The 24,145-nt window shown below is 60.8% G+C and carries 21 protein-coding genes; 6 read left to right on the forward strand and 15 right to left on the reverse strand.

The genetic code is table 11. From position 1 onward, the window contains the following. Positions 1–9: 9 nt before the first annotated feature. The 7 genes from JJ685_RS08780 to JJ685_RS08810 form a co-directional block, all read right to left on the reverse strand. Positions 10–1,122, reverse strand: a complete 1,113-nt coding sequence (locus JJ685_RS08780; protein ID WP_201673874.1) for a site-specific integrase — start codon at positions 1,120–1,122, stop codon at positions 10–12. A 314-nt stretch (positions 1,123–1,436) separates the two neighbouring features. Next, positions 1,437–2,243: a DUF2971 domain-containing protein gene (locus JJ685_RS08785; protein ID WP_201673875.1), complete on the reverse strand. Its 807-nt coding sequence runs from the start codon at positions 2,241–2,243 to the stop codon at positions 1,437–1,439. A gap of 208 nt (positions 2,244–2,451) precedes the next feature. Further along, positions 2,452–3,780, reverse strand: coding sequence for an AAA family ATPase (locus JJ685_RS08790; protein ID WP_201673876.1), 1,329 nt, complete (start codon positions 3,778–3,780; stop codon positions 2,452–2,454). 3 nt (positions 3,781–3,783) lie between these two features. Further along, the gene (locus JJ685_RS08795; RefSeq protein WP_236598852.1) at positions 3,784–4,710 is read right to left on the reverse strand and encodes a reverse transcriptase domain-containing protein; all 927 of its coding nucleotides are present in this window, start codon (positions 4,708–4,710) and stop codon (positions 3,784–3,786) included. Positions 4,711–5,078: 368 nt separating this feature from the next. Further along, positions 5,079–5,882, reverse strand: coding sequence for a DUF5677 domain-containing protein (locus JJ685_RS08800; RefSeq protein ID WP_236598910.1), 804 nt, complete (start codon positions 5,880–5,882; stop codon positions 5,079–5,081). Positions 5,883–6,190: 308 nt separating this feature from the next. Next, complete coding sequence (locus JJ685_RS08805; RefSeq protein ID WP_201673879.1) at positions 6,191–6,940, reverse strand: hypothetical protein; 750 nt, start codon at positions 6,938–6,940, stop codon at positions 6,191–6,193. A 505-nt stretch (positions 6,941–7,445) separates the two neighbouring features. Beyond that, positions 7,446–8,984 carry a recombinase family protein gene (locus JJ685_RS08810; RefSeq protein ID WP_201673880.1) on the reverse strand — a complete coding sequence of 513 codons (1,539 nt, stop codon included), beginning with the start codon at positions 8,982–8,984 and terminating at the stop codon, positions 7,446–7,448. A 301-nt stretch (positions 8,985–9,285) separates the two neighbouring features. On the opposite strand from JJ685_RS08810, the gene JJ685_RS08815 reads away from it, so the two are divergent. The 5 genes from JJ685_RS08815 to JJ685_RS08835 all read left to right on the forward strand — a co-directional run bounded on the left by JJ685_RS08815 (position 9,286) and on the right by JJ685_RS08835 (position 15,315). Then, complete coding sequence (locus JJ685_RS08815; protein WP_201673881.1) at positions 9,286–9,723, forward strand: helix-turn-helix domain-containing protein; 438 nt, start codon at positions 9,286–9,288, stop codon at positions 9,721–9,723. 637 nt (positions 9,724–10,360) lie between these two features. Beyond that, positions 10,361–11,050 carry a hypothetical protein gene (locus JJ685_RS08820; protein WP_201673882.1) on the forward strand — a complete coding sequence of 230 codons (690 nt, stop codon included), beginning with the start codon at positions 10,361–10,363 and terminating at the stop codon, positions 11,048–11,050. Next, positions 11,047–11,928: a ComEC/Rec2 family competence protein gene (locus tag JJ685_RS08825; RefSeq protein WP_201673883.1), complete on the forward strand. Its 882-nt coding sequence runs from the start codon at positions 11,047–11,049 to the stop codon at positions 11,926–11,928. Before JJ685_RS08820 ends, JJ685_RS08825 begins: the two co-directional genes overlap by 4 nt. Before the next feature lie 451 nt (positions 11,929–12,379). Further along, complete coding sequence (locus JJ685_RS08830) at positions 12,380–12,997, forward strand: hypothetical protein (protein ID WP_201673884.1); 618 nt, start codon at positions 12,380–12,382, stop codon at positions 12,995–12,997. Positions 12,998–13,698: 701 nt separating this feature from the next. Further along, on the forward strand, positions 13,699–15,315 hold the full coding sequence (locus tag JJ685_RS08835; protein ID WP_201673885.1) for a metallophosphoesterase family protein: 1,617 nt from the start codon (positions 13,699–13,701) through the stop codon (positions 15,313–15,315). Between the two features lie 124 nt (positions 15,316–15,439). On the opposite strand, the gene JJ685_RS08840 is transcribed toward JJ685_RS08835, so the two are convergent. The 5 genes from JJ685_RS08840 to JJ685_RS08860 all read right to left on the reverse strand — a co-directional run bounded on the left by JJ685_RS08840 (position 15,440) and on the right by JJ685_RS08860 (position 19,746). Next, positions 15,440–16,858: a hypothetical protein gene (locus JJ685_RS08840; RefSeq protein WP_201673886.1), complete on the reverse strand. Its 1,419-nt coding sequence runs from the start codon at positions 16,856–16,858 to the stop codon at positions 15,440–15,442. A gap of 300 nt (positions 16,859–17,158) precedes the next feature. Continuing rightward, on the reverse strand, positions 17,159–17,626 hold the full coding sequence (locus tag JJ685_RS30385; protein ID WP_408015468.1) for a DUF6527 family protein: 468 nt from the start codon (positions 17,624–17,626) through the stop codon (positions 17,159–17,161). 40 nt (positions 17,627–17,666) lie between these two features. Then, positions 17,667–19,019: a HesA/MoeB/ThiF family protein gene (locus tag JJ685_RS08850; protein WP_201673888.1), complete on the reverse strand. Its 1,353-nt coding sequence runs from the start codon at positions 19,017–19,019 to the stop codon at positions 17,667–17,669. Beyond that, positions 19,016–19,414 carry an E2/UBC family protein gene (locus JJ685_RS30390; protein WP_201673889.1) on the reverse strand — a complete coding sequence of 133 codons (399 nt, stop codon included), beginning with the start codon at positions 19,412–19,414 and terminating at the stop codon, positions 19,016–19,018. The genes JJ685_RS08850 and JJ685_RS30390 overlap by 4 nt, the downstream gene beginning before the upstream one ends. Then, entirely contained in the window at positions 19,414–19,746 is a 333-nt protein-coding gene (locus JJ685_RS08860; protein ID WP_201673890.1) for a multiubiquitin domain-containing protein, read from the reverse strand. Before JJ685_RS08860 ends, JJ685_RS30390 begins: the two co-directional genes overlap by 1 nt. Before the next feature lie 286 nt (positions 19,747–20,032). Here JJ685_RS08860 and JJ685_RS08865 point away from each other — a divergent pair, with 286 nt between their 5' ends. After that, a complete protein-coding gene (locus JJ685_RS08865; protein ID WP_201673891.1) occupies positions 20,033–20,980 on the forward strand; it encodes a DNA-binding protein in 948 nt (315 codons plus the stop codon). Between the two features lie 156 nt (positions 20,981–21,136). Here the strand turns inward: JJ685_RS08865 and JJ685_RS08870 are convergent, their stop codons facing one another. From JJ685_RS08870 to JJ685_RS08880, 3 genes are all read right to left on the reverse strand, one after another. Continuing rightward, the gene (locus JJ685_RS08870; protein WP_201673892.1) at positions 21,137–22,447 is read right to left on the reverse strand and encodes a HipA domain-containing protein; all 1,311 of its coding nucleotides are present in this window, start codon (positions 22,445–22,447) and stop codon (positions 21,137–21,139) included. Between the two features lie 300 nt (positions 22,448–22,747). Next, the gene (locus tag JJ685_RS08875; RefSeq protein ID WP_201673893.1) at positions 22,748–23,107 is read right to left on the reverse strand and encodes a hypothetical protein; all 360 of its coding nucleotides are present in this window, start codon (positions 23,105–23,107) and stop codon (positions 22,748–22,750) included. A gap of 240 nt (positions 23,108–23,347) precedes the next feature. Then, a complete protein-coding gene (locus tag JJ685_RS08880; protein WP_201673894.1) occupies positions 23,348–23,881 on the reverse strand; it encodes a hypothetical protein in 534 nt (177 codons plus the stop codon). Between the last annotated feature and the right edge of the window lie 264 nt (positions 23,882–24,145).

Consider the following 24,145-nt stretch of genomic DNA (forward strand, 5'->3'; position numbering starts at 1 on the left):
TCGGAGATGCTATTCGGGGTCAGTCAGCACGGCTGCCTGCTTTCGCAATGGAGCAGAGGAGTTGAGGATCTTGCGCGCCAATGTCCCTTGAGTGTTTGCAGCGACCCGGGTGTAGCCGAGCACCGTCTGCGCACTGCGATGACCGCTCAGCGCCATGGTCTCCGCCAGTGGGGCGCCGTTCTGACCGGCCGCGGTGATGAAGCCGCTTCGCAAGGAATGCGCTGAAAAGTCGCCAGCGACACCTGCCGCTGAACAGTGCTTGCGCACGATGTCCGCAACCGCATCGCCCGAGAGACTATCGCCAAGGTGATTGCCTCGACGGACCTCGCGAAAGATCCGACCCTCGCGGATCTGCGCCGCATCGAGCCACTCGCGTAGCGCTTGCGCCGCATCACCAACGACTGGTTTGTAGTTCTCCGGGCGATCCTGTCCCGACTGGTTGGTCTTGGAGTGGCAAAGCTGATATACGAATTCCCCTTGCGGCGCGGACTTCAGAAAAGCCATATCAGCGGATGCGACTTCGGAGCGTCGGCGACCTCCCGTGGACCAGGCAAATAGCAGCAGCGCGCGATCACGCTTGCCGCGCAAGGAATCGTCGCAGGTGGCAAGAACAGCCTGCAGGGGCTCAAGCGTCAGCGCGTCCTTTTTCTGGGGTAGGGCGCCTCTTTTTGCGTAGGCCCGCCTTGTCAGGGAAAGCAGTTCGCGCACCTTGGGGTCTTGGCAAGGATTCTTCACTTCCCGCAGTTGGTGCGCTTTGCTCAGCACGGCGATCCGGTGGACGACCGTGTTGAGAGACAGTGGCCCATGTTGACCCTTGATCCCGGATTCGACGAGAAGGTGGTCGATAGCGGCCGGCAACTCGTGCAGCAGCCCGCGATCTCCCGAGCGCTGGGCGTGATCGACGATGAACTGCAGCACTGCTGCCGCAGGCACGGGTAGGGTAATGTCAACGCCATACCGCAAGGAGAACCATCCGGCCCAATATCGCAGGGCGGCACGGTAGCTTGCCAGGGTGTTCTGCGACTGGCCTTCCCGCATCAATTCATCGACGGCGCGCTGAGAAGCCGCGCAAAGCTCCTGCGGCTGAAGCGTCGTTCCGGATCTTAGAGTTGGCAATCGCATGACGTTCGGATCTTCTCGGTGTGCTGCGGCTGCTCCCAGAGGCGCCCCACCGCTCGCTGCAACATGGACCTCTGTGTCCCAAACACTACTGGACGCGTAAGGTTCCGCGTGGTGTCCCCAGCGCACACGCGCAGTGCGCACAGGATCATACGGGCGACGCTCCCAGTAATCAACGCTTATCGGGAGCGTCCGACACAAAGCCTGGGGCAGCGGCCCTACGTGCGGATGTGCGCCAAGGCGCCGAATGCAACGGCTGCAACCGGGCGAAATCGGTTGTCGCGTGGGGCTTTGAAGGGTAGGCCCTCGTCGCTCCGCTACCGATAGGTCGCTGACGACCTCCGAATGCTCACCTTTCCTAGTTCGTTGAGAGCAAGCGCCAGTTCGATGTCTGCGACCCGCGCCATCGAGCGCGGCCCGAGCCATACTTCCTTTATGAAACCAGCTGCCGGGTCGGGAAAAGGATACTCGAAGTAAGTGACGATCCGTGCATTGCTGACACGCTGGCGCGCTCTCCAACTGGCGCCGATCGCTGTGTGCGAATTAGCCTCGTTCGTCATCATCAACGGCGTGTATACCAGTCGCCATTCTTCCTCCTCGGAGAACGCGGAGTTCTTGAGTAGTGGGCCGAGCCCTGCGACTTGCATTCCGAGTGAGGCGTAGTCGCGGCTATCTGGTTGGGCACGCGCATCGAAGAAGGATCGAATAAGCTGTCTCTGGAGATGCTGGTCATATAGAACCTGCCAGAGACCGACCGTCAGCGAATCTCCCAGTCCGTGAGCAGGCAAACCTGGTCGCCGCGGAAAGCGGTTGGCATCGAATCCGATCGCAACGCCTGTGGCATCGGCCGCGTACGCTCTCCACTGGCTCAGAATGTCCCCCTTGGACGAGAGGCAGAAGAGGTACGGACGGCGCACATTCAAGTTATAGCCATGGGCGAAGGCGCGACACTCATCATCCGACAAGCTCGGCTTGATCTCGTTGAGAACTCCTTGGACAAGCTGGTCCGCCCATTTGCCCTCATGCGAATCGTTCATAGTCGACGCGTCGCCGAGCCAAACCTTTTTTGACTCGAGAATTGCCAAGAAGCTTTCGAGCGAGCAGTAGTGGTAAAGGAGGCTCATGTCAGCTGCACAGAGGCGTTTCGGACCGGTAGTTCGCCGCCCAGAGTTGAGAGCGAGCGCAATACAGCGATTGTCCTTATGCCGTCGGCGCCGTCGATCCGCAGTTCGGGGTGGAGCGGGCGATGCACAGGGCACGATTCACGCCTGCCCCCCGCGCGCAGGTAGATGGCGACTTTCGGTCGGGGTGGGTAGTGCAGACGCAGGCGCATCAGTTCGCTGCCCGCCCCAGGAACCGCGTTAGCAGGGCGGAGAACTCCCGCATCTCTGCATCGTGGGCTTGGCAGATGATGGCGAAAATTTCCGCCTCCGAAAGCAGGCTCCTCCGGACGATTTGCTTGTAGAGGCCCTTGGGATCGAGCGCCTCACCACCAAGAAACTGGACAGAAAATCCAGGCTCCCGGTAGGCGCGGTGGAGCGCGGTCTCCACGTTGACGATCGGGATGCAATGCTCCCCGCGTGCAGCAGCCTTTCTGGACATGTCGCCGTCCAGGATGGTGATCACGTTGGCATCGGGACCCAAGAACTGACTCCGGCGATTGCGACGCATCATCTCCACCGCTTGCGGGCCACTGCCCCCTGTCACGATCACGTACTTCTGGAATGGCGGCGGGCAGTACTTTCCGATCACGAATTCGAGAAATCCTTTCAGCACCTCGTCTTCGGCGATGATGAAACGGTCGTAGCCTGGAAAGCCGAACATCAGGAACTTGACAAAGCTGAAAGACATAGGCGTGAGCGAAGCTTCGGTTTCGCCCCTTTCGAGGTACAACAGTTCGCCATCCTCCAGCGTCTGCATCAAGGCGAGGGAATGACTGGTAAACACCAGCTTCACTCCGAATTCGTGGCATAGCGAGCGCAGGTGCTGTGCGAGTCGTGCCTGAGCGCTGGCATCTAACGAGATATCGATCTCGTCGATCACCACCAAGCGACTGCCTTCAGTGACCTTTCTGAATAGGCTGATCAGGAAATACTCGCCGGAGCTGAAGTAGTCCTCGCGAAGGTAGCGACCGTCCTCACGCACGATGCAGCAGCACCTTCCACCGCGGAAGGGCACCTCAATAAGGTCGTCGAAACGGCTGTCGCCATAGATGCCCGAGAGGAACGCGATGAGGCGCTCCGGGCGCTCGTATCGGCCCAGCACGATCCTGCTGCGGATGTCGTGGTCGGCATTGAACAAGGTCTTGAAGAAATTGAACCGATGCCCATGCGGCATAGGCAGCTCGACCGAAACCAGCCTTCTCAGCGCCGCCGGGACGGGTGCCCGTGTGTTGATGGTGCCCAGGGCCGAGTCATACCTGTACTCGTAGATTCCGCCATCCAGGGAATAGCGGACGACGCTGTCGGCGCTGAAGATGCCGTCGGCCGCGGTGCGCGTGAAGGTGTCTGCCAGCGTGAAGTTCATGATCGCGCGGGCAAGCGTCGTCTTTCCCGCGCCGTTCTTGCCGGCGATGCAGACGATGCCGGGCTGAGCTAAGTCGGCGGAGAACTGCAGCTTCAGTACAGGCTGGACCTGCTCGATTTCGACGGTGAACTGCATTCGTCAACCGAAGGAGCGATGGATAAACAAGTCGATGGGCGCAGCGCCGAACTTGTGGCGCAACTTGTCCAGATAGGATTGGTCCACCGTGTTCGCGTAGTTCAACAGGCCTGCCAGCCGCGCCTCCACTTTCCGCTCGTCTCCCTCCCCCATGGCGGCGAACTTGGCTCGGTCGCGCAGGTAGAAATGCAGGAGAACTTCGATTTCGGACTTCGTCGCACCGTCAATGGAAATCCGTCCGTTTGGGAGCAAGACCATCCCCAGCAACTTGATCTTCCGGCCCACATGAAGGAACTTTGACTTTTCCGGTCGCAGTTGGAATTCCCCGTGCATGGCCTCGCGCAGGTGGCATTCGCAGAAGGCTTGCGCCCGCTCGACAACGCCCGCATCCCCGCCCGAAATCACGAGATCGTCTGAATACCGGGTATAGACAAGGCCGAGTGCCCCGCACTCCTTGCGCATGGCCTGATCGAACGGCCGGAGTGCGGCGTTGCTGATGGCTGGCGACGTCGAGAAGCCGACAGGCAACTCGCCATCGAGGCACACAAGTTCGACAATCCGCTCCATCCACGCGTCCAGATCGGAGATTGGACTGATCCCGCGCCCGGTCTGGATGATGCTCAGGACGCGGTCACGCTTGATGCTGGGAAAGAAGTCCGCGATGTCGGTGACGAAGAAATGTCGGCTGCTGGCATGCTGTTTGACTGCATCAAAGGCACCCACTCCCTTGCGGTACGAAAACACGAGATCGATTTCCACGGGCAGGAAGTCGAGCAGGAAAAGCCGGATGAATTCGTGGCAACCCCTGAGCTTGTCGCTCGGGATGACGATCCCGCGGGTCCTGCCCTTATGCGTGAAGCTCTTGCGCGTGCAGCTGGCCGCAACATTCAAGGATGCGAACTCCGAGACCTTGCGCTTACCCCGGTACATGGCGGTGAAGAGCTCCTCCAGCGACCTGGGTCCTGAGGGCAGAAGAGCAGTTTTTGCACCCATAACTGATTCAATTGTTGTACAATTCGCACATGCCAGCGACCAGGAGTATCTCCGGTCACACGTGCTGGCCTCTACGGCGTCTGGATCTACTTGTGTGGTGAGCCTTCGTGGCTCCCACACAAGATGTAGAAGCCGCCAACATCTCTGCTGTCTTCCTCTCCGCCTCTGACCATGGCGCCTCACGCTCCGGTCGGCGTCGAACGACACAGGCCTGCTCTGGACGCGCGGAGCAACGTCAAAGCATCGCTGCCGCGCCCCAAGTGACACAGCTCTAAGGGCCGGCCGTTAGGACCGCCGCGGGAAACCTAGCGCCGCGCCTGCTCGTCGAACGGTCGAATGATCTCGTTCCACCGATTCTGGAAGTCCTCTCCGGCCTGCAGAGCGTCCTCTCTGCGAAAAATCCTTCCGACAAACCGTAGGCTTGCTGGGAGCGAGATGGCCAGCACAGCGAACGCTCGGGGAACCTTGTCGTAGTCCGGCCCGATGTGAATCCTGAGAACGCCACCCTGAGCCCGAAGAAGTTGGCTCACGGCCCCAACCGTCGCGTGAGCCGCCGCGCCCGACGCGCCTCGGTAGAAGATCTCGTACTCCGCTCTTAATCCCGCCTTTACAGCCGCGGCTGCCACGGCGTGCTCGTCGCGTGCGCGCAGCGATGCGGCTTCGTCAATCGCTTTGGCGATCTCCGGCCCGAACGAGCCAGCTGTATCGCCCCTCAAGAGGTCTCTTATGGCACGGGCCTGCTTCTGCTCGTGAACGCGGTGGGCAGCTTCCAGAGTATCGATGTAGCTGGGATCCGCAGCGATAGCTCCAAGGACGATGGCGCACTCAAGGGCAGTCCGGCTCAGGATTTCGCTCTCAACGGACATTCCGCGCGAGAGCAAAAGAAGTGCGCCCTGGAACGAGTTCAGGGCCTTTAGGTAAAAGAGGACCCCATACAGTTCCAGGCGCTCCGATCGCCGCGCGTGAAGTTCGGCGAGCAGCTGTATGCCGTAGCGATTCAAACCCTCGCAGAACGCGAACATCTCGCCGCGAGAGTCACCGCGAAGTATCGCCTGATCGTCGAGAGAGAGCTCGGCGAGAAATCCATCTGCAGGAATTTGGGACAGCATCGTCAATGTACTGTGGCGGGCGCCTGCATCTTAAACCCCCGCGCGGCCCCAATCCCAGCGTAGATCTAGAACGCGCCCCACATGGCCGCGGACCAATGGGCCGAAGCTGTCACGGCCGCTGGTTCGCGGCATGCAGAACGCGGGGCAGAACGAGAAGCGCAGGCCGAGCACGTCGCCTGGGTTGGAGCCTGAGCTCCTCCGCGGCATGACTACATGTCTGGTGGCAGATTCTGGCGAGTAATGGAAGCGCCGACGCTCTCAGAGGACCGAAGAGGTAGACCGAGCCTACGACAACCTTGGTGTGCCGGCTACTGGCTATACGGGCTCAGGACTGGTGCTGGCGACTCGGTGATGATCTCAAATAGCCGGCGCCGAACCCGCGCGGCCATTGAAGATTGCGCCGACGGATGATGTATTCGGTAGCAGCGGTAAGTCTCATGCAGTTCGAACTCCCAGAGATGCCCTTTCGGAATACCCTCATGTTCCCAGTCGCGACGGCCTTGGCACACCTTGTCTTCCCCAGCGATAGGGAAGAAATCGCGCCTGATTCCAACTGAGTCCATCCCGTTTGCGAAGACGATCGCGTCAGGCTGAAAGTGCTCAATTTGCGCGTCCAGCAGGAGCTTGGACACCTTTTTCACCACCGGAAAGTGAGAGGAGCGACGCGGGTCGCGCCCCATTGAGTCGAAGCAGAAAAGGTTCGAATAGATGAGGCCGCGTTGGCCGGTTTTGAACGCCAAGCGCTTCATGAAGTGAAAGAATGTCCCAGGTCGCGCCGGTTTTTCCATCTTCTCGGCGAAGAACTTGCGATGCTTCGCGAGCGCCGTGTCCACATAGGTCTGAGGGCCACCACCTTGGTACGGAACGCGCCAGCCGCGCCCACCAAATTCCCTACCGATGACCATGATCCGCCGAGCGCCAGGGTCTCTGGGGCCGCTCACTAGAAAGGGGCTGGAGAGCCTTCCCGATTCATCGGCTGTCCGCTCTAGGTATGCAGTATCGATGTCCGCAAGAATTTCAACGTATCGTTCTTCGAGGGATTTCTTCGGAGATTCCATCCAGGGGATTGTGCAAGATCGCTGCAGAGGCTCGAATGGAGAGGTGCTGTACGCCGCGACCTTCGTGGCGCCGCGGCTGTCCCGCCTTGTGAGAGGACGCGATTCAAGCCACGAGCGGCCTATGGTGCTCGGCGCCAAGGCAAAGGTGCTCGATCGTTCGATGATGGTCGCGTTCGCACGCGCCGGACGCGCCACGTGGTGGGCGGGGCCTCAGTCAGGCCCGTCGCGCGCTACTCGGCCTACATGACGACCCCACCGCCAGGCGCGCGGGAGACCTGGGCAACTTGGCGGCTGCGCCGTAATGCGGCGCGCTCCCGGTATTGCTCGGAGGGGGGCCGGATGCCCTCACGCGCGAGAATTTCACGCAGGCGCGGGGCTGGCGGGCCGATGAAGTCAGTCGGACTGGAAGAGGCTTTCCTCATGCCACCAGTATGCGGGGGGCGACGGTGCGCGCGCAGTGACGGGCTTCACCTCTTCCACGTGCGGAGTGGAGACCTTCGACCCGTCAACTCCTTGGGCCGGCGGGATCCGTCTCGATGACGCTTCTCACAGCTGAAAGCAACTCCGCGGCGTTGTGGATTTGCACCACGAACTGCGGCAAATGCTCCCAGGACCACGGCGGGGAACTGCGGTACACCGCCCGGGAAATCAAGAGGAAGTCCTGTGCGGTTTCGTCCTGGTTCATGCGGGCAATGAGGAAGTGGTCGCAGGGGCCCGACCACACGTGCTTGGATAGGTGCCATTGAGCGCAACCCTGGTGCAGCAGTTTCCACATCAGCTGGATGCGTACTCGCGTTCCATTGGCGAAGACGAACAGGTGCTGCCGCCGGGGGCGCATCCATTTGATTCCGTGGGATGTGAACAGGGCTTCCAAGTCGTGGACGATGGCCCGGGTCACTCTCCAGCCCCGCAGCTGCCGCTGCACCCTGCGGGCATGTACCGCTGCGTAGTCACGCCCGGCCAGCCGGAAAGCCGCTTCCATCGACCCGAACAGCTTGGTAAACGTCGTGCGCGCGCCGCACGCGAGCGAGGGCAGCTCCTTCACCGTGACCGACGGGTTTTCTAGCAGGGCGGCACGCAGGTGTGCCAGCAGCTGCGGCTTGCTGCGAAAGACGCCCTTCTTCCAGAAGCGCTTGGTCTGCACCCGGTCCCATGTCTCCCGATCGATGATCGGTTCAATGGTCCCAATGGTCCTGCGGAACATCGGATCCGTTTCGGTACGCCGCCGCTGGTTGCCTTCGCATCTCTTGCTCCAGACGAAGTTGCCGATGAACGATTCACAATCGAGGATGTGGCGGACCATCGTTTCGGTGAAGGGTTGCCCGTCCTTGCTTCGGATGCCTTCCGAGTTGAGGAGGTTCACGATGTCTGGCATGTGCATGCTGGTGTAGCCGTAAAGCTGGAAGATCCGTTGTACCAGCGCGACCTCGGAGGGCGGACCGGGGATCCACTTGATGTGCTCCGAAGGGCCGGCCTTGCGTTCGCCGGTCTGGAGCACGCGCGTCCTGCCCGGGTCCTTCGCCACAGCCATGCGCCGCAGGCCAATGGCAGGCAGGTTGCCCATGTGGAATCCCAGGTCGATCGCGCGGTCCTGCCCGGCCCTGACCTTGATCCCGAGCTCGCGGCTGTATTCGGCCGCCATGGCACGCTTGAAACTCTTGATCAGTGCGTTGATCGGGGACTCCTCGGTGCTGAACGGCTCGTTGACGTACCGAACCTGTACGCCATTGAGCCGGCAGTGGAATTCGTAGTAGGCCGATTCATCCGTGTCCTTGAAGCGGCCCCAGCGGCTCACGTCGTACACCAGGATCAATTCGAAGGGACAGCCTTCACCCATCACGTCCCTGAGCAGCCGCTGCATGCCACGGCGCTGCTTTAGCGTGAGGCCGCTGCGTCCCTCGTCCTCGTACTTCGCCACCAAGTGGATTCCCCGCTGCTCGGCGTACTGCCGGATGGCCTGTTCCTGGACGCCCAATGAGAGATCCTGGACATCGGTAGACATCCGCAGGTACTGCGCCGCGCGCAAACCCTCATGCTGGACCATGTCATTCTCCGGAATGCAGGGCGAAGCTGCCCCGCCTCGTACATCCGGGTCCATGACAAACTGTTTAGGGTTCGCAAATTGCGGAATCAATGGGCCAAGTCGTCGGTCTTCCGGGCGACATCTGCTCTGGCCCAAACCGTTCTGTTCAAGGCGGTCGGGTGGACGGACAGGGCTCATGCGGATCGGGTGCGGGGCCCTGTTGCGGCGAAAGAGACGAATAGCCGCGTTCTGCTAAACGGGACTCGTTTCCCCGCAACAACTCCGTGCAAGTTCAGATTAAATCCCGTCTTATGATGGGCAGATGCCAAACATCGCCGTAGCACTGAAAGAGGAAATCGCGCGAATCGCCCGCAAGGAGGTGAGGAGCGAAGCAGAGGACTTCAGGAAAGCTTCCGCTCAGTACCGCCGCCATATCGCGGCGTTGCGCCGTCGCATCGAGGAGTTGGAGCGACAACTGAAGAAGGCCGGAAAGGGGCAGCCAAAGGCCGACCCTCAGGGAGCGGCCGAAACCCCGGAAGGTGTGGCGCGGCGTTTCAGCGCGACGCGGCTTGCCGCCACGCGCAAGAAACTTGGATTGTCGGCAGCGGACTTCGGCGCCTTGGTCGGTGTCACCGGGCAGTCGATCTACAAGTGGGAAACCGGGGGAGCCCGCCCGAGGGCCAAACAGCTGGAGGCGATTGCCGCCGTGCGTGCACTGGGCAAGCGGGAGGCCGCCAGGCGGCTGGAGGCGCTCGGCTGAAGGAGGCCACGCCGTGATCGCCGCGCTGCCGCGCAGTGGTACCGAACCAAAGGTCGGTGGTGCAAAGGGGCTGCCGGCGTGGATCGCATGTTCGCCCGAGTCCGCAGGCCGGTGAAGCATCGCAACTGCGCTTGCCTGCCCGATGGGTCGTGGCCAGGCCGCCACGGCGCCGGTGCAACCCACTTCACACTTGCGAAGTGATGGAGCACGCTGCGCAGCCAGCCAGTGCGCTGGCAATCTTCCAGGATGGCGTCGTTCCTTCTTTCGCATGAATTGCACGGCAGCGCCGATCCGGCGCTCAGTGAGCGCGAGGGAGCATTGCTGCGGCCAGGCACCTGGTGCAGTTCGTGCGTGCGGGAAGGGCGCCCATTGGCGGCCAGGCGCCTGGATTTCGATCTGTTCACAAGAAGAGGCATCTCGCAGCTGGGCGCCGTCGGACTTCGGCGGGACGGCGCCAGCGAACCCGAGCGTCTGATGCGTCGAGGTCCTGACCTCATCCGGCGCCCGTAGCTCGGGCCGGACCAGTCGCTGCGCAATGGGGTTTCTAGGCGATGGAATGGCAGCAGGCACTACGAAAGGGTGATTACCGATCGCAAACGGCTAAGTAAACTGCTGAGCAAGAACTGGGAGCGTTCGATTGAACCAGAATTTCCCGTTTACCAGCTACGACTTTTGGGCGTATCTCACGTCCGGCGGATTGCTCCTCGCCGCCATAGACCTTGTCGCCGGGACCGGTTTCCTGGGACAGAAGGACTGGACCTGGGCCCAGACAGCGGTTGCCGTGGCGTCGGCATACATCGCGGGACAGCTCACGGCCGCACTCTCCTCACCCATTTTCGAGCGGGGGCTCGTTGGCACGGTCCTTGGCTACCCACGGGACAACCTTTTCGGGCAATGCATCGCGCCGTCGTGGCTCCGCAAGTGCCTGCCGGCCTACTACCAGCCCCTCCCTCCAGCTGCACAGAAAGCAGCCCTGACCAAGGGCGCAGCCCTTGGCGTTGACGGCCCCGGCGAGCGGCTGTTCTGGCCCGCGTTCAGCGTCGCCAAGGAGAGCAAGGTAGCCAAAGAGCGGATGGATAACTTCATCAACCAATACGGGTTCGCCCGCAACATCGCGTTGGTGTCGTTTGTGGACGCGGCCATCTTGGCCTGGTCCTATAACTGGCACGGCGGCAAGGCGATGCACGGCAACTTGGCGCTCGTGGCTCTGGGCGTTGGGGTGGGGATGACTTTGCGCTACATCAAGTTCTTCAGGCACTACGGCTTGGAGGTATTCACGACCTTCGCGTACTCCAAGGAGAAGGACAAGGAAAAGGAGGCGAAGTGAATTGGCTACCAGTACGTGACGGCCTGCTCCAGATTTTCGATGTGGAGCATGGCGCCTGCGCGATGTTGACGGTCAACGACGGAGCAGTGCCGCGGCGCCTGATGATTGACTGCGGGCACAACAGCACCACCGGGTTCAATCCTGGTGGGCATCTTGCAAAACTGGGGGTGCGCCACCTCGAGCAACTCGTCGTCACGAACCTGGACGAGGACCATGTCTCCGGCTACCCCACATTTGCGAAGAACGGAGTGACGATCGGCTGGCAGCTATTCAACCCGAGCGTTCGCGGCACCGATATCGCCGACTTGAAGAGCGAAACTGGCATGGGCACGGGCATGAGTGCGTTGGTCACGGGACTTGCCGGTCGCACGACGCTCACACCCGCGCAGTGCAATACCCTGGCGACGGTTCTGCCGGGTGTGGAGATGCAGTGGTTCTGGAATAAGTACCCTCACTTCGACGACGAGAACAATCTGAGTCTGATGCTACTGGTGAAGCACAGAGGCTTCTGGTTCCTGTTCCCTGGTGACATGGAGCAGACCGGCTTCAAGAACATGCTCGAGACAAACGAGGCCTTCCGGAAAGTCGTCCCGCTGGTGGACGTGCTCGTGGCCTCCCATCACGGACGCGAAAGCGGCATATACAAACCGATGTTCGAGCAGTACGGCTGCAATCCCAAGCTAACGGTCATCTCGGACGATGTGAAGAAGCACGAGACCCAGGAGACCACGAACTACTACGGCAGCAAGACGCAGGGCATTTGGTTTCAGGGGCCGACGGACAGCAGAATCCGAAGGGTGCTGACTACGCGCAGCAACGGAGAGATTCGTTTCAGCTTCCGGGACGGCGACTGCTTTGCATCATTCGAGCGAAGCTGACACATTTGGCAGATCGCGTTTGGGAGGAGCAGTATGGCTTTCTTGACCTCATACCCAAGAGGCTATGTTGCCTGGCAGCCCGGGACGCCCCAGATCCTGCAGGTGGGGCATGCGGGCAGGGCGCGACGGAGGAAGATGACGGGCTGGGTTCTCGCTGAGGCCCCGAGAGGTGAATCTCGGTAGCGAGAAGCATGCGTGGGGAACTGTGCGTTCGCGCTCAAGGAACTGGATGCCTACTTGGGAAGGGACCAGCAGCGACCACAGGCCCCGTGTGCAAGCCTAATAAGCCCCTTCGTGTTCCGCGCATTGACCCGTTCGGCGATTGTCGACCGGGCGACAGAGTGAGGGAGATTCGCGTTTTGCATAGGACGGCACGGCCTAAGAAGGTCGAGTTCTAATCGGGTTAGCCAAAGCATTCGCGTATAGTTCCACTCCGAAAAATGGGTGGGGAATGACAACGAGGAACTCAGATCACAGGCGCCTTCGGAAGGCTTGGCATACCTTCGCGCGTTGTGTCTCATTCGAGTGGCTGCTCACGCCAACGCGCCCCAATGGTGGCGATATTGTCCTGGCACGTTCTATTGCCGTCGCGACGCTTCTTTGCGCAACGTCGCTGCTCCTGCGCAACGCGATCGATCCTGACCTGAAAGGTCCGATGTCCTGGGCTGGCCTCGGAAGGCAGTTTATCGAAACGGCTCCGTGGTTCGCCGCCGCAGCCGGCGCGGTATACGCGGCCCTCTATGCTCGATTTAGCTCGCAGTGGAGCTACTTGGCAGCCCTTTACAACCAGATCAAGCAGGCTGAAATTGAGTTGTTCTGCGCGGACAGTTGCAATGAAGGGTCGGCGAAGAAGAAGTTGGCTCAATGGAAGGCCGGTTACATAGAAGATGCGCAAGACCTGCACCTTCACACGAAGGGCAACATCGCGGGAATCATTCATTTCTGGGGCGAGGATTCCGATGTTGCGGACGCCTTTACGAGCTGGGCGCCCGGCGCGGAAATGAGGTGGCAGCGGGTGCGAGCAGAAGTCGAAGCTGCTTTCAAGGCCGCGGCTGATAAGTATAAGTAATCGAAACGGGCGCTACCACCCAAAGACAGTCAACGAATCGCTCCAGTCGCAAACTGCAGCAGTTGGTCGCCTACCATACGTCCAGAGCTGCACGAGCCGGAAAAGAGCAGACCGACCGTTTGCAGGCTCCTTGCAGTACGCAAACACTAAGGAGTAGCAGGCTTGGAAACATCTCCAGTGGCATGGTACGCGGCGATTTTGTCGACCGTGGTATTCGCATGGGATCTCACCAAGTGGTGGCGTGCTGAGCCTCGCCTTCGTATCTCCGCACACGCGGAGGTGAGCTACTTGGATGCAGAGATCGTCCACCGAGACCGACAGCCCGATGGTGCTGAAGTTGCGTGCACAGCATCGTACTGCCACGTAGAGATTGTGAATACGGGCGGGCGCCCCACCACATTACTTGAAGTAGAGGCGATTGCCCGCCAGAAGAGGGGGAATAAGCCCGGTCTCGAGCTGTCAAGCAGCAACTTCAACATTCACAGGGGGAGCGATCAGCTTCCGGCGAAACTAGCGCCTGGAGAAATGTGGAGTGCAAGAATTGACATGAGAAATCTCGCGGCACTTCAGCGGATCGGCGCTGTTCACATCCGGGCACGTGCGGCGTACCGCGCCCGGGCAATCGAAGTGCAAATGCGGCAGGCCGGCAACCTGCTCGACGGAACACCCACTCCTTCTTAAGCTTGCACCGCAAACCACAGATGCCGGAATCTCAGATTTACGATTTCAACGAAGAGGACGCAGAGGACCGCTGGATCCGGGACGCGAAAGGAGTGATCGCGGATACCCGTCAACGCAGGGGCATCTGGTATTCCGCGGTCCTTGCGATTGTGGCGCTGGCTGGGATGCAAATCGTCGCGAAGAGCGTCGTAGGGGATGCGCTGCTCCTGGTTGCCGCAGTAGCGCTGTATCCTTTCCTGTACCGAGGGGACGTCCAGGCCGAAGGGAACTCGACGGGATGGATCCGCCGCTATGGCAGCTTGCTGCGAAGGGCAGCCGATCAGCTGGTGTGGCAACGGTTTTTGTCGTTCTGTTGCGTCCCGTCGGCGTTCGCACTCGTCTGGTTCGGTCCCAAGCGGCGCTACCTGCCGCTGCAGGTACCGGTTACGGCCTTCGCAGCGACGTTCGTGGCACTTCTCTGCCTGGACATGCTGTCCACAGATACCGTGGTTGGCCTCCCGCTCGTCGGCCCCCAACTGTCCGAGCTTTCTCATACTTTGTCGGTCGGGCCGTTCCTATCGCGGTGGCTGATGGGCGTTGACGCGCTCGCCTCTCGTGTTTTGTGGGGCATCGTGGGGATCGTCACCTTGCTTCTGCTGCACCTTGTGATCCTCACATTCGCCGCGTGCCTGGGCGCAGTTGCTGCGACTCTAGTCGCATCGCCGTTCGCCCGGCGAATCGAACACGAAGGCGGCGCCGACCCTGGTTGTGATCATGCTTCTGACCTTCATTTCACGAAGGCGGGCGAGGCACCGATCGAAGCGTCGTCGATAACGAACGCGCAGCTCGGTGAAAAGCTGCGCAGCGCGGCCGGTGCGGAGGCTCGTGCCCTCGTGATCTCCGGCGACATCACCGACTCGGGCGGTCGCGAAGAGTGGCTTTCCTTCTTTCACGCCCTTGAATCAGATGAATGCATGCGCGGCGTCCCAATCATCTTGGCGCCGGGCAACCACGATCTCTTCCCTTACATGCGCTCGTACGTGCCCCGGTTTGCGAGCATCCCGCTTTCATCCGCGGTGGTGCGGTTGCGCAAGATCCGATTTCTGGCGGCGGTGCTACGGGTCTGCCCGGAGATGCACGTGCTGGCGAATGGGCGAGAAAAGTCCCTTCGCGACCACCTCCACGCGCACGTGCACATGATTCAGAAGTGCGCCGAAGACGGTAACGAGGACCTGAACGCGCTAGACGAGCTGTGGGACGCGTGCTTTCCAATGCATTGCGTCGTCGGCGTGCATGCATATGTCTGCCTGGATACGAATCGCCCGACGTCCAATGTGACGACTTCAGCGTTTGGCCATTTGGCACGAGCACAGGCGAACCGGCTGGAGCTCTTGCTTACACGCTTGCGCGGCAGGCCCGGCTTGACCGTCGTCATTGTCGGGCATCATCACATGTTCACGCCATTCACGTCGCGACTGCGTGGCTGGAGAATTAAGCATCTGGAGATCGTGAGTGGTCGCCACGCGTTCAGGTCGGCGAGCTGCAGCGCCGACTATTACCTCCACGGTCATCGGCATTTGCCGTTCGGCTTCAGGATCAACCGACTCCGGGTGATCTCCGCCGCGTCTCTGCGGTTTCCGGAGCAAACATCGAAGTGAACCACGTCAGGAGAGCTGTTCAACCGGTGAGCGCTGCGAGCGTCTGGTCAAAGGTGACCTGGCCGGACGCATACGCTAAAAGCAGCCGCGGGTCCCGCGCCGCGGCCCGAGCGAGGCCTAAATGTCAGGCCAGACTTGAACGAGTCCGCTTTAGACTCTCCGCCAAGTTCGCAGCGAGTTTCATGAAAGTCGGTCTGCGGTGATCTTGCTCGCCAGGATCTTTGCGCAGCGTGTGCCGCAACAGTTGAATTGCTACCGCTTGGGCGTACTCGCCAACCGTGAGCTGTTCCGAAAGCGCGAACTGACGAATTTGTCTGATGACATTCCAAACTCCACTCAGTGGCTGTGTAGGCGCACGCGATTGTGGGAGAGTCACCAGGTTACTCCACGAATACAGCTCATCCGCAGTTCTCGCCCAATCTGCTGGATCTGACGTAATTTTTAGAAAGAGCCATGTCTCCAACGCGGCGGGGTCCTTGACAAGCGGGCCGTCTGCGACGTTGACAAAGTCAATTAGAACTGCGCGCCCGTCGACCGCTACGACGTTCTCGCCGTGCAAGTCACCATGCGCGAGCGCTCGACGATGCACAACAGGCGGCAGGGCGTCGAGCATGTCACCTATCTGCGTCGGGCTTAGTGTCAATCCATTGGACCTTCTTGACTGGGCCTCGCACTCGCTCGCCTTGCGCAGAAATCGCGCGTCACGAAACGAGCGAATGGCTCCTTCCGGTTCCATGGCCTGAGCGGGCGGCGGATCCTGCCTCCAATGGGCTTGCGCTCTCCAGCCCCTGAGCGCGTGATTAAAAAGAGAGTCGATCACGGGACAATACGACGCACTGCGCTCAACGACACGAATCAGCGCTTCCGAGCGCTCCACAAAATTGCCAACGATCAGGCCCCGCTCGGCGCCGAGCAAACACCGCCTCTCGTCGATATTCGGCCGCGCATCGAACGGAACGAACAGTGCCGTGCAGTCTGCGTAGTTCCGAAGCTCCTTCGAGGCTTTCGGATACCGATCTACCTTGATGAAAAATGGCAGCGGCACCGGGCCTGCGCGTGAGTCACGCAGTGTTACGAATCCCTGAAACACACTCGCCGTTCCGGAATCCATCTTCCGGAGCTCCAGCTGGGTGCAATCCGCAAATGCCCGCCGCAAAAGAATCTCGTCTTCGGCGGGTGCGCCGCCTGTCAGACCGATGATGTTCAGCGCGGCGGGGGGGGCATAACTCGGCCCAGCGTCGAAACGCGCGCAATTCTCCGGAATTTGCTTGAGGCGAGTGGATTCAAGAAACTGAAGCTGACTGTGGTACGCAAGCGGGCGCAGCCGCAAGTCAATGTCGCCGATACGTCCGATCTTGGCGACGATGTAGATGCGTAGCCCGTGAGCCAAACACGACCCCAGCAGTTTGCTTGACAGTACCTGAAGCAAAGTATCTGTCGGATCATGGATGATGATCGCTCGGGCGGGGGCGAGCGAACTTGCGTGCAGAGAAGGATTTGCAGCGAGGAGAGTCAGATCACGCTGGCTGAACTCTCTCGTCAAGTCCGTTGACGGAGATTGTTCGCTTAGCCAAAGAACTGTTGCTCTATGCCCTGTCACCACTGTGGCGCGCCATGCATAGTAGGCGGACGAGAATAAACCCGAACGGGCCGCTGAGTATCAAGATCCACGACGCTTTCGTCGTCGATTACCAGGTCTTCTCGTGCATCGTCGCTCTCGAGAACAAGAGCATTGGACGCAGGTACCCCCGACAAAGCACGGATATCCACACCCCGGAGACGATCAACCTCAACTATGTACGACCGACCATCGACGACGATCGTATATTGAAGCGAGGACTCGTCACTCATCGCGGTCGGCTCTGATCCGGAACCATGTGTGCCTCGCGACATCGACCTTGCCTTCGATGCGAAGGCGCCTGCATGCCCATACAACCTCCCATGGTGAGGCATCGACTCTTTCGCCCAGTTCTTCCGCCTCGTGGAACCGGTCCGGAGATTCACCCAACTCCCGCAGAATGGCAGCCGCCAACGACTGGTCCGACCACGATGGATAACCCTCGTCATCCCCGTCGCACCACAGAATTGCATTGCGCCAGATGATGAAATGTGATCTGCATCCGTCGTGACGCCAAATCGAAGGGTAGAGCGAGAGTCCTTGTGCTGCGTGGCGCCGTAGTCGCCAAGCCTTGCCTGATCTATGGTCGAGATTAACTGTTAGTGTCTCGCCACAACCGTCCGGGCACTTCATGACGATGGCGCGATCGACTCCGCGCTTGTCAATGGCCAAATCGCCGGGCCTGTGCAGCATCTTGCGAGCTGCAGCGTGCCCCTCGGTTTCCCCGAGGAAATTAATGATTCGAGCCTTCGCCACGTCTTCTCACCGGAAGAGGAAAGGCATCGCCTGTGCCAGCGGTCGAGGCATCGCCACAGAACGCGCAGGCGTGATCGCGTTGAACCTTTAACCCGTTCATTCTTGCTCGATTGCCGTCGTAGTGGATGTAGCGAGTAGGGGCCGGCACGCCGGCTACTGCGGACAGCAGCATCGTGACCGCAGCTGAAGCGACAACGCCATTCAAGCTGATAACCGCCGGTTGAACCACCGTGGCAGCACCCTGGACATACGGGTCGGCTTGTCTTTGTTCCGCAGTCATCATCTCTCGACGCAGTGCCTCCGGGTCGAGATGATTGCAGCACCACAGGCATGGCAATCCAGGGCTAAGCATCTTTACGTGGCCAGCAAATCGCGCGTGCATATTTGCATCCACAGTGACAGAGACCCCCATGTCTATCACTGGCACCATATATTGGTAAGCCGCCTGATTCAAGACATGCCTGCTCGATTGCGTGTCCGTGCAGTTGAAAATGATGTCCGCTTCGATCACGCGCCGAACCACATCTTCGGCCGTTACGTCTCCGCGTAGCACCGTCGGCTCTTTGCCACCCAGGCCTTGAATCAAGCGCTCGGCGTACCGAGTCTTGGGCTCTCCGACGTCGGCGAGCGTAGCGCCTACCACGCGGTTTAGGTTTGTGACTTCCACCGAGTCCGGATCAACGAGGATGAACTGCTGGATACCCAAGTGCGCGAGCTGCTGCAGCACGTGCGAACCGGTCCCCCCAAGCCCGACGATGGCGACAACCAATGTCGATAGTCTCGCCTGTCCATCCGGGCCAAATGCCCGCACCTGGCGATCGAATCGTTCTTCGAGCAACTCCGGCTCGGTCGCGTCGTATGCTACCTGCACGTCGTGCCCGAGCTCCATTACACGCACTGGAATTCGTGAGCCGATTTCGCGCGCGATAAGGTGGTGCATGCCAAGCAGAAGCGAGACATGCGGCACTTCGGGGCACCGCATTTGGAGGTAGGAACTCAAGCCGTTCTCAGTGTCATCGTCGATCTCAGAGAACTCGGGTGTGTGCTGCTTGGGATGTGTATGCACATAGACGAGAGACCACTTGTTCAGCCGAGCCCTCTTCTCAATGCGCAGGCAGAACTCCGTCTTTATCTGAACGCGCGTAGGCGACCTGACCTCGTAGTTAGCTTCTGTGGGAACGTGCATCTCCCGCACCATCAGTCGCCAGCCGCCAGCCGATCTGAGCTGAACAGGTACGCACAGCAAGACCGCGGCACTTTCCAGCTCGTCGTCGCGGATTGAGCCCCATAGTTCGCGCAAGGCGGGGTGCGCAAAAACCAGCGTCGTCATTGCGGCCGCCGGAACCTCTCGGCAATGATCCCTACATAGGTAGTGAGGGTGTCGCGGTTGGGGTGCCAGCTGGCCGCCGGGTCGGTAACGTGCCAAGAAAACCAGAGGCCCACGTCCCCTAGCTCAGGAATAGGGTTCGGATCTTGGCTGGCCTGCGGCATTGAGCCATTTTGAAGCCTTAGGCCCGAGCTCGCCCAAAAGCAATCTGGTGCCGGGCCCGGATACCCGACGGGCACCACGAACCTGACCACGGTTGAACTGGACGACCATCCTGCGGGAAGAGGGAAGTCCGGGATCGTCACCACTGCCGCCCCTGAAGGCATCTCGCGGAGATCTGCCTGCGGGTACCGTTGCTTCAACGACTCGAACTGCGCCAGCGTGTGCGGATGCAGCATCACGCCTTCCCGAAATTCGTCGGAGGGCGGGTGTAAAAGTGTTTCGGGCCGGTGCCGTGGCCGTGGGTCAAAGTTACGGGTTCGCCGTCGCGGATCTGCTGATCTTCTCCAGGGCCGTTGGCTTGAAGAATGAGGTCGTGCTGCAAGTTCAATGTGGGGTCAACCTTCAGGGTCGCCTCCTTGATTTGCATACCCGTCAACGATTCGGCGTCGACCTCGACCTTCTTGTCATTGCAGAAGAAGAACACGTTCGGCACAGAAACCTCCACCAGAGCGATAGGGCCATTATGTGCCAGCGCTGGCGATTTATCCAGTCCCATGTCGACTTCCAATGCGTTCGCGGGTTCCTACAACACCAGTTGGAAAGCTCGCGACAGGAGGTCAGTGCCGGCCTAGCGGCAACTGGAGACCTCTGCAGCATTGGCCGTCAACGGACTTGCTTCGGCAACAGCCGACTGCCAAGGCGATTTGGGCTCTCTTAGGCGTGCACTTCAGGCGAACGTCGCACTGGGGAACTTGAATTCTCATATGTGGCACGTATGATTTACTACGAAACCAAGCTCATGCCCCCGATAAACAGCACTTATCGGGAGCGTCAAATCACGGAGGAGGGCGGTCATGGCTCTGGAAAATTCGAGAGGCGTGCAACAGCACGAAGTGGACGCAGCAGCCGATGCGCTGGTCGCGCAGCGCCTGCGCCCGACGGTGGAGCGCGTGCGCGCCCAAATCGGGCGCGGCTCCCCGAATCGCGTGGGACCGATGCTGGAGCGCTGGTTTTCAGGGTTGGCGCCGCGGCTAGGCATCACCCCGCCAGACGGTGAGGAGGTCCCAGGCGCCGCGCCCGCGGTCGTGCGCCACGCCTTCGACACGCTTTGGTCAAGCGCGCTGCAGGCGGGCAGGGCGGCCGCCGAAGGCGAACTGCAGCGCGAACGCGATTTGCTTGCGCAACAACTTCAGGAACTCGACTCGTCCCGCGCCGCCCTGCAACGGGACGGCGAGGCCCTCGCGGCGCGCGAAGCCGATCTGCGCCAGGACCTGGAGCTGCTGCGTTCACACCTGGCCGATTCGGCCGCCCGGGTCAAGGAGCTCACGCAGACGGTTCAGGAGCGAGAAGCGGCTCTCGCGAAGTCGCGCCAAGCCACCGCCGACCTGGCGCAGGAACGCAGCAGCGAGCGGCAGCGCTACGACGAACAGCTGCAACTTCATGCCCAGGAACGCGAACGGCTGCAGCAGCACTTTGCGAGCAATGAGCGGCGCTGGCTCGAAGAAGTCGACCGCGCGCGGCAGGACGCCAAGCACGCCCGCCGCGAAGCGCTTCAAGCCGACGAGCGCTGCGCGGTGAGCGCGAAAGATAGCCAGCGCACCATCGACGCACAGGCAACGCGCCTCCAAGAGGCCCTGTTGGAATTGGCAACCATGCGCGAGCGCGCAGAAGCCGCACGGCAGCGCATCGTCACTCTCGAAGGGGCGCTGGCAAGCGCCGACCAGAAGCAGCGTGGAGCAAGCGCGAAGCCAAGGAGGCGCAAAGTGCCCGGCGCCGCAGCGGCAGCCCGTGTTCAGCGATAGCGTACCAAGCTGACCCCTGCGACTTGCAGAGGGTTCTTTATTCCGCTTTGGCTAATTTGAGTCGAGCTTCAGACAACATAATCATGAATAATCGACCATAAAGCGGCCCTTCCCCAGCGCGGGGAAAGGGGCGATCGGTGCCATCCCCATGGGTATTCAAGGCATCTCTTCCTGGATGGTTTCAGCCATCTGTTGGGCCATGATTCGCAGATCGCGACTGACTGCCTGCAGGCCCGCCAGGGCTTGCCAGAACTCCAATGCGATCGGCGCTGCTTGTGAGGCGAGCGCGCGGGCATCCGGACTGAAGCGCATGTAGTCGGCAGCGCCCCCTGACCTCGCATCGGGTCTCCAGCGCATCGGCAGCATGTCGTAGACCGGCGCGAGCCTGAAGCGGCCCTTCTTGACGTCTTGCAATTGCACGAACAAGGCCAGGTTGCCGCTGTGCATGTCCGTGTTTCCGATCAGCCGTCCGAAGTCCAGGAGCGTGCGCGCCACGCCCGCATCCTCGCGCGTGAGGCTGCCGCGGCTTGCGAGCGCGTCGCAGCTCTCTGCCCAGTTGCGGTACACGCCGTGCACAAACGCGCGATGAGCATTGCCGATCGATACAACGTGGCAGCGGCCGGTGGCACCAATGCGATCAAAGCGCTCCGAGATCAAGTACGCCCGCTGGCCAGTCAGGCGCAGTTGCGCGGCTGCGGCGGCGAGGCCGTGCTTAGCCAACGTCAAGGATGCGAGGTGCTCCGCGTGGAGCAGATCGCACCAGCGACGGCCGCCAGGCGTGTCCAGGGGCGGAGAGAACTTCACGATCACTGGCCCATGGTCTTCGAATTGCGCGAGGAACTTGGGCTGTTCGCCTCCGACCAAGGATCCTGCGGGGAGTGCCGTGGCCACAGCTCGCGCGGCACCGTCCAACTGCTCGTCAATCCCGTGTGCGGTGATCCTGGGGCTTTGGCTGCCTTCTTCCTGGAAGCCAAGGGTGATGGCCCCAGGGGAATCGTGGGCCTGCAACGCAGCGTACAGAATGGTCTCGGTCGACCAGCGGTCTGGCTCGCTCTCGACGCGCAGTGCCGCCATGGAGCGCGCGGCGATGCGACCCAGGAATCCCTCGGCACGCAAGGGCATGAGGTACCAAGGCAGCGACTCGCCCGTGTAGTCCCCCAGCTTGGCGGACTCCACATCGATGGTCCCATTGGCCAGGAGCGTCAGCGTGCCCACATCCGTGCGTCGCCCCTGCGCATCCTTCCACCACAACGATTGCTGCGCAGGCCTCCCATGAATAGATTTCGGTAAGCCATATCGGGTGGCCCTGGCCTTCCCGATCCTCACAATCTGCGCTGCCATGTCCGCCAGCAGACGCGACACGGTGGGCTGGCTCTTCCCAGTGACAGCGACCAGATCGGCTGCCGTGGCCGTGCCACGGTTCGAGAGTAATCCCAGGATCAGGTGATGGTCGGAAGTTAGGCTCACGACCGAATAGTAGATGAATAGATATATCCATCAAGCCTGCAACCTCGGTCTGCAATGACCTTCGCACGTCATCCGTCCGAATGATAAGGAATGCGAAGCGTTGCGGTTTATGGTTGCCCGATAAACTGCCAAATCTCGCTTGATCCGCACGACGTGATGTGACGGGCGACGCGGTCGACAACGAGGCTTGCGCTTCGGTGGCCTCGCAGGCTGCGTCGAACGCTCATCGTCGATGCCAACGAGGTAACGGTTCGGTCCTGAACGAACGAGGGAAGTCTCGATACGTACTGGTTGCAGACATCAGTAGTCAAGGGCCGCTGTCGCGGCCGCGAGCGCGCAGCGATGGCGGGCGAACGCCCGCGTCAACTCCAAGGGCAGGCCAGAGCGCTCGGGTACGCCACCCCAGCTCGTCCACATGCATTCCCACACCCGGTCGGAACTGGTGATGTACTCGGCCGCCTCTGCGTTCAGCTCACGCCATGAGGCAAGAACCTCCTTAGACGCCGGGTTTACTGCACCCTCGAGGTCTTGCTCCAGAAGGTCGAGGGCCTGATCCTGGATGCAGCAAAGCAACTCCTCGCCCATTCCATCCTCCGTGCACGCCGTCCACAGCCAGTCGCTGAGCGACCGCAATTCGTTGATCCACTGAAGGTTCTGCATTGCGGGCGTTTCGTGAACGAGGACAGGCCAATAGCTTGGCACTCCTGCCTAAATCGATCAAGCGACAGGCACGAAGTCGTTGCCCAGGCCGGATCCGTGAACTGGACGGGCGGCGTCCGGCGTTCTCCAGCTAACACGTGCCGAGCTTCCTTCTTGCAATGATGTCTTTATAGCCTTTTATAGCACCGAGCTTTAATTCAAGCTCAGCGGTGAAAAGCGTGCAGGTGAGGGCAATCGCGTTCAGTGGTGACACTTTCCCTTCAAGAACGGTGACACTTTCCCTTCGACGGATGCAGGCGCGTCGTGCACCTGCAGCGCGGCATACAGGATGGTCTCCAGCGACCAGCGATCTGGCTCGCTCTCGACGCCCAGTGCCGCCATGGAGCGCGCGGCGATGCGCCCCAGGAATCCCTCGGCACGCAAGGGCATGAGGTACCACGGCAGCGACTCGCCCGCGTAGTCCCCAAGCTTGGTGGACTCTACATCGACGCTCTCGTTGGCCAGGAACGTCAGCGTGCCCACACCCGTGCGTCGCCCCTGCTCATCCGTCCACCACAATGTGTGCTGCGCCGGCCTTCCATGAATAGATTTAGGTAGGCCGTATCGGGTGGCTCTGGCGTTCCCGATCCTCACAATCTGGGGTGCCATGTCCGCCAGCAGACGCGACACGGTAGGCTGGCTTTTCCCGGTTGCGGCAGCGAAGTCGGCGGCCGTAGCCGTGCCACGGCTCGACAGTAATCCCAGGATCAGGTGATGGTCGGAGGAGAGGCTCACGACAGAATAGTAGATGAATAGATATTTCCATCAACCCTGCAGCCTCGGTCTGCAATGACACTTCCACGCGTCCTCCGTCCGAACGACAAGGAATGCGAATCGTTGCGGTTTATGGTTGGCCGACAAACTGCCAGATCTCGCTTGATGCGCACCGACGTGAACTGTGTGCGACCGAGACGGAACTCCAGAGCGTGGCCCGCATCGTATCGGTCCACCACCCCGATGCAGCAGCGAGGCGGGCGCGAAGTCCTTGATGCGCCGCTT

This window comes from Ramlibacter monticola (assembly GCF_016722785.1).
Lineage (GTDB): Bacteria > Pseudomonadota > Gammaproteobacteria > Burkholderiales > Burkholderiaceae_C > Ramlibacter > Ramlibacter monticola.

Excerpts from the sequence above, each read along its gene's own strand:
- JJ685_RS08850 (WP_201673888.1), bottom strand. The coding sequence starts at position 19,019 with ATGACGACGCTGGTTTTTGCGCACCCCGCCTTGCGCGAACTATGGGGC.
- JJ685_RS08830 (WP_201673884.1), top strand. The coding sequence starts at position 12,380 with ATGACAACGAGGAACTCAGATCACAGGCGCCTTCGGAAGGCTTGGCAT.
- JJ685_RS08835 (WP_201673885.1), top strand. The coding sequence starts at position 13,699 with ATGCCGGAATCTCAGATTTACGATTTCAACGAAGAGGACGCAGAGGAC.
- JJ685_RS30385 (WP_408015468.1), bottom strand. The coding sequence starts at position 17,626 with ATGCTGCACAGGCCCGGCGATTTGGCCATTGACAAGCGCGGAGTCGAT.
- JJ685_RS08800 (WP_236598910.1), bottom strand. The coding sequence starts at position 5,882 with ATGCTGTCCCAAATTCCTGCAGATGGATTTCTCGCCGAGCTCTCTCTC.
- JJ685_RS08810 (WP_201673880.1), bottom strand. The coding sequence starts at position 8,984 with ATGGTCCAGCATGAGGGTTTGCGCGCGGCGCAGTACCTGCGGATGTCT.
- JJ685_RS30390 (WP_201673889.1), bottom strand. The coding sequence starts at position 19,414 with ATGCTGCATCCGCACACGCTGGCGCAGTTCGAGTCGTTGAAGCAACGG.
- JJ685_RS08795 (WP_236598852.1), bottom strand. The coding sequence starts at position 4,710 with ATGTACCGGGGTAAGCGCAAGGTCTCGGAGTTCGCATCCTTGAATGTT.
- JJ685_RS08865 (WP_201673891.1), top strand. The coding sequence starts at position 20,033 with ATGGCTCTGGAAAATTCGAGAGGCGTGCAACAGCACGAAGTGGACGCA.
- JJ685_RS08875 (WP_201673893.1), bottom strand. The coding sequence starts at position 23,107 with ATGCAGAACCTTCAGTGGATCAACGAATTGCGGTCGCTCAGCGACTGG.
- JJ685_RS08815 (WP_201673881.1), top strand. The coding sequence starts at position 9,286 with ATGCCAAACATCGCCGTAGCACTGAAAGAGGAAATCGCGCGAATCGCC.
- JJ685_RS08785 (WP_201673875.1), bottom strand. The coding sequence starts at position 2,243 with ATGAGCCTCCTTTACCACTACTGCTCGCTCGAAAGCTTCTTGGCAATT.
- JJ685_RS08805 (WP_201673879.1), bottom strand. The coding sequence starts at position 6,940 with ATGGAATCTCCGAAGAAATCCCTCGAAGAACGATACGTTGAAATTCTT.
- JJ685_RS08790 (WP_201673876.1), bottom strand. The coding sequence starts at position 3,780 with ATGCAGTTCACCGTCGAAATCGAGCAGGTCCAGCCTGTACTGAAGCTG.
- JJ685_RS08780 (WP_201673874.1), bottom strand. The coding sequence starts at position 1,122 with ATGCGATTGCCAACTCTAAGATCCGGAACGACGCTTCAGCCGCAGGAG.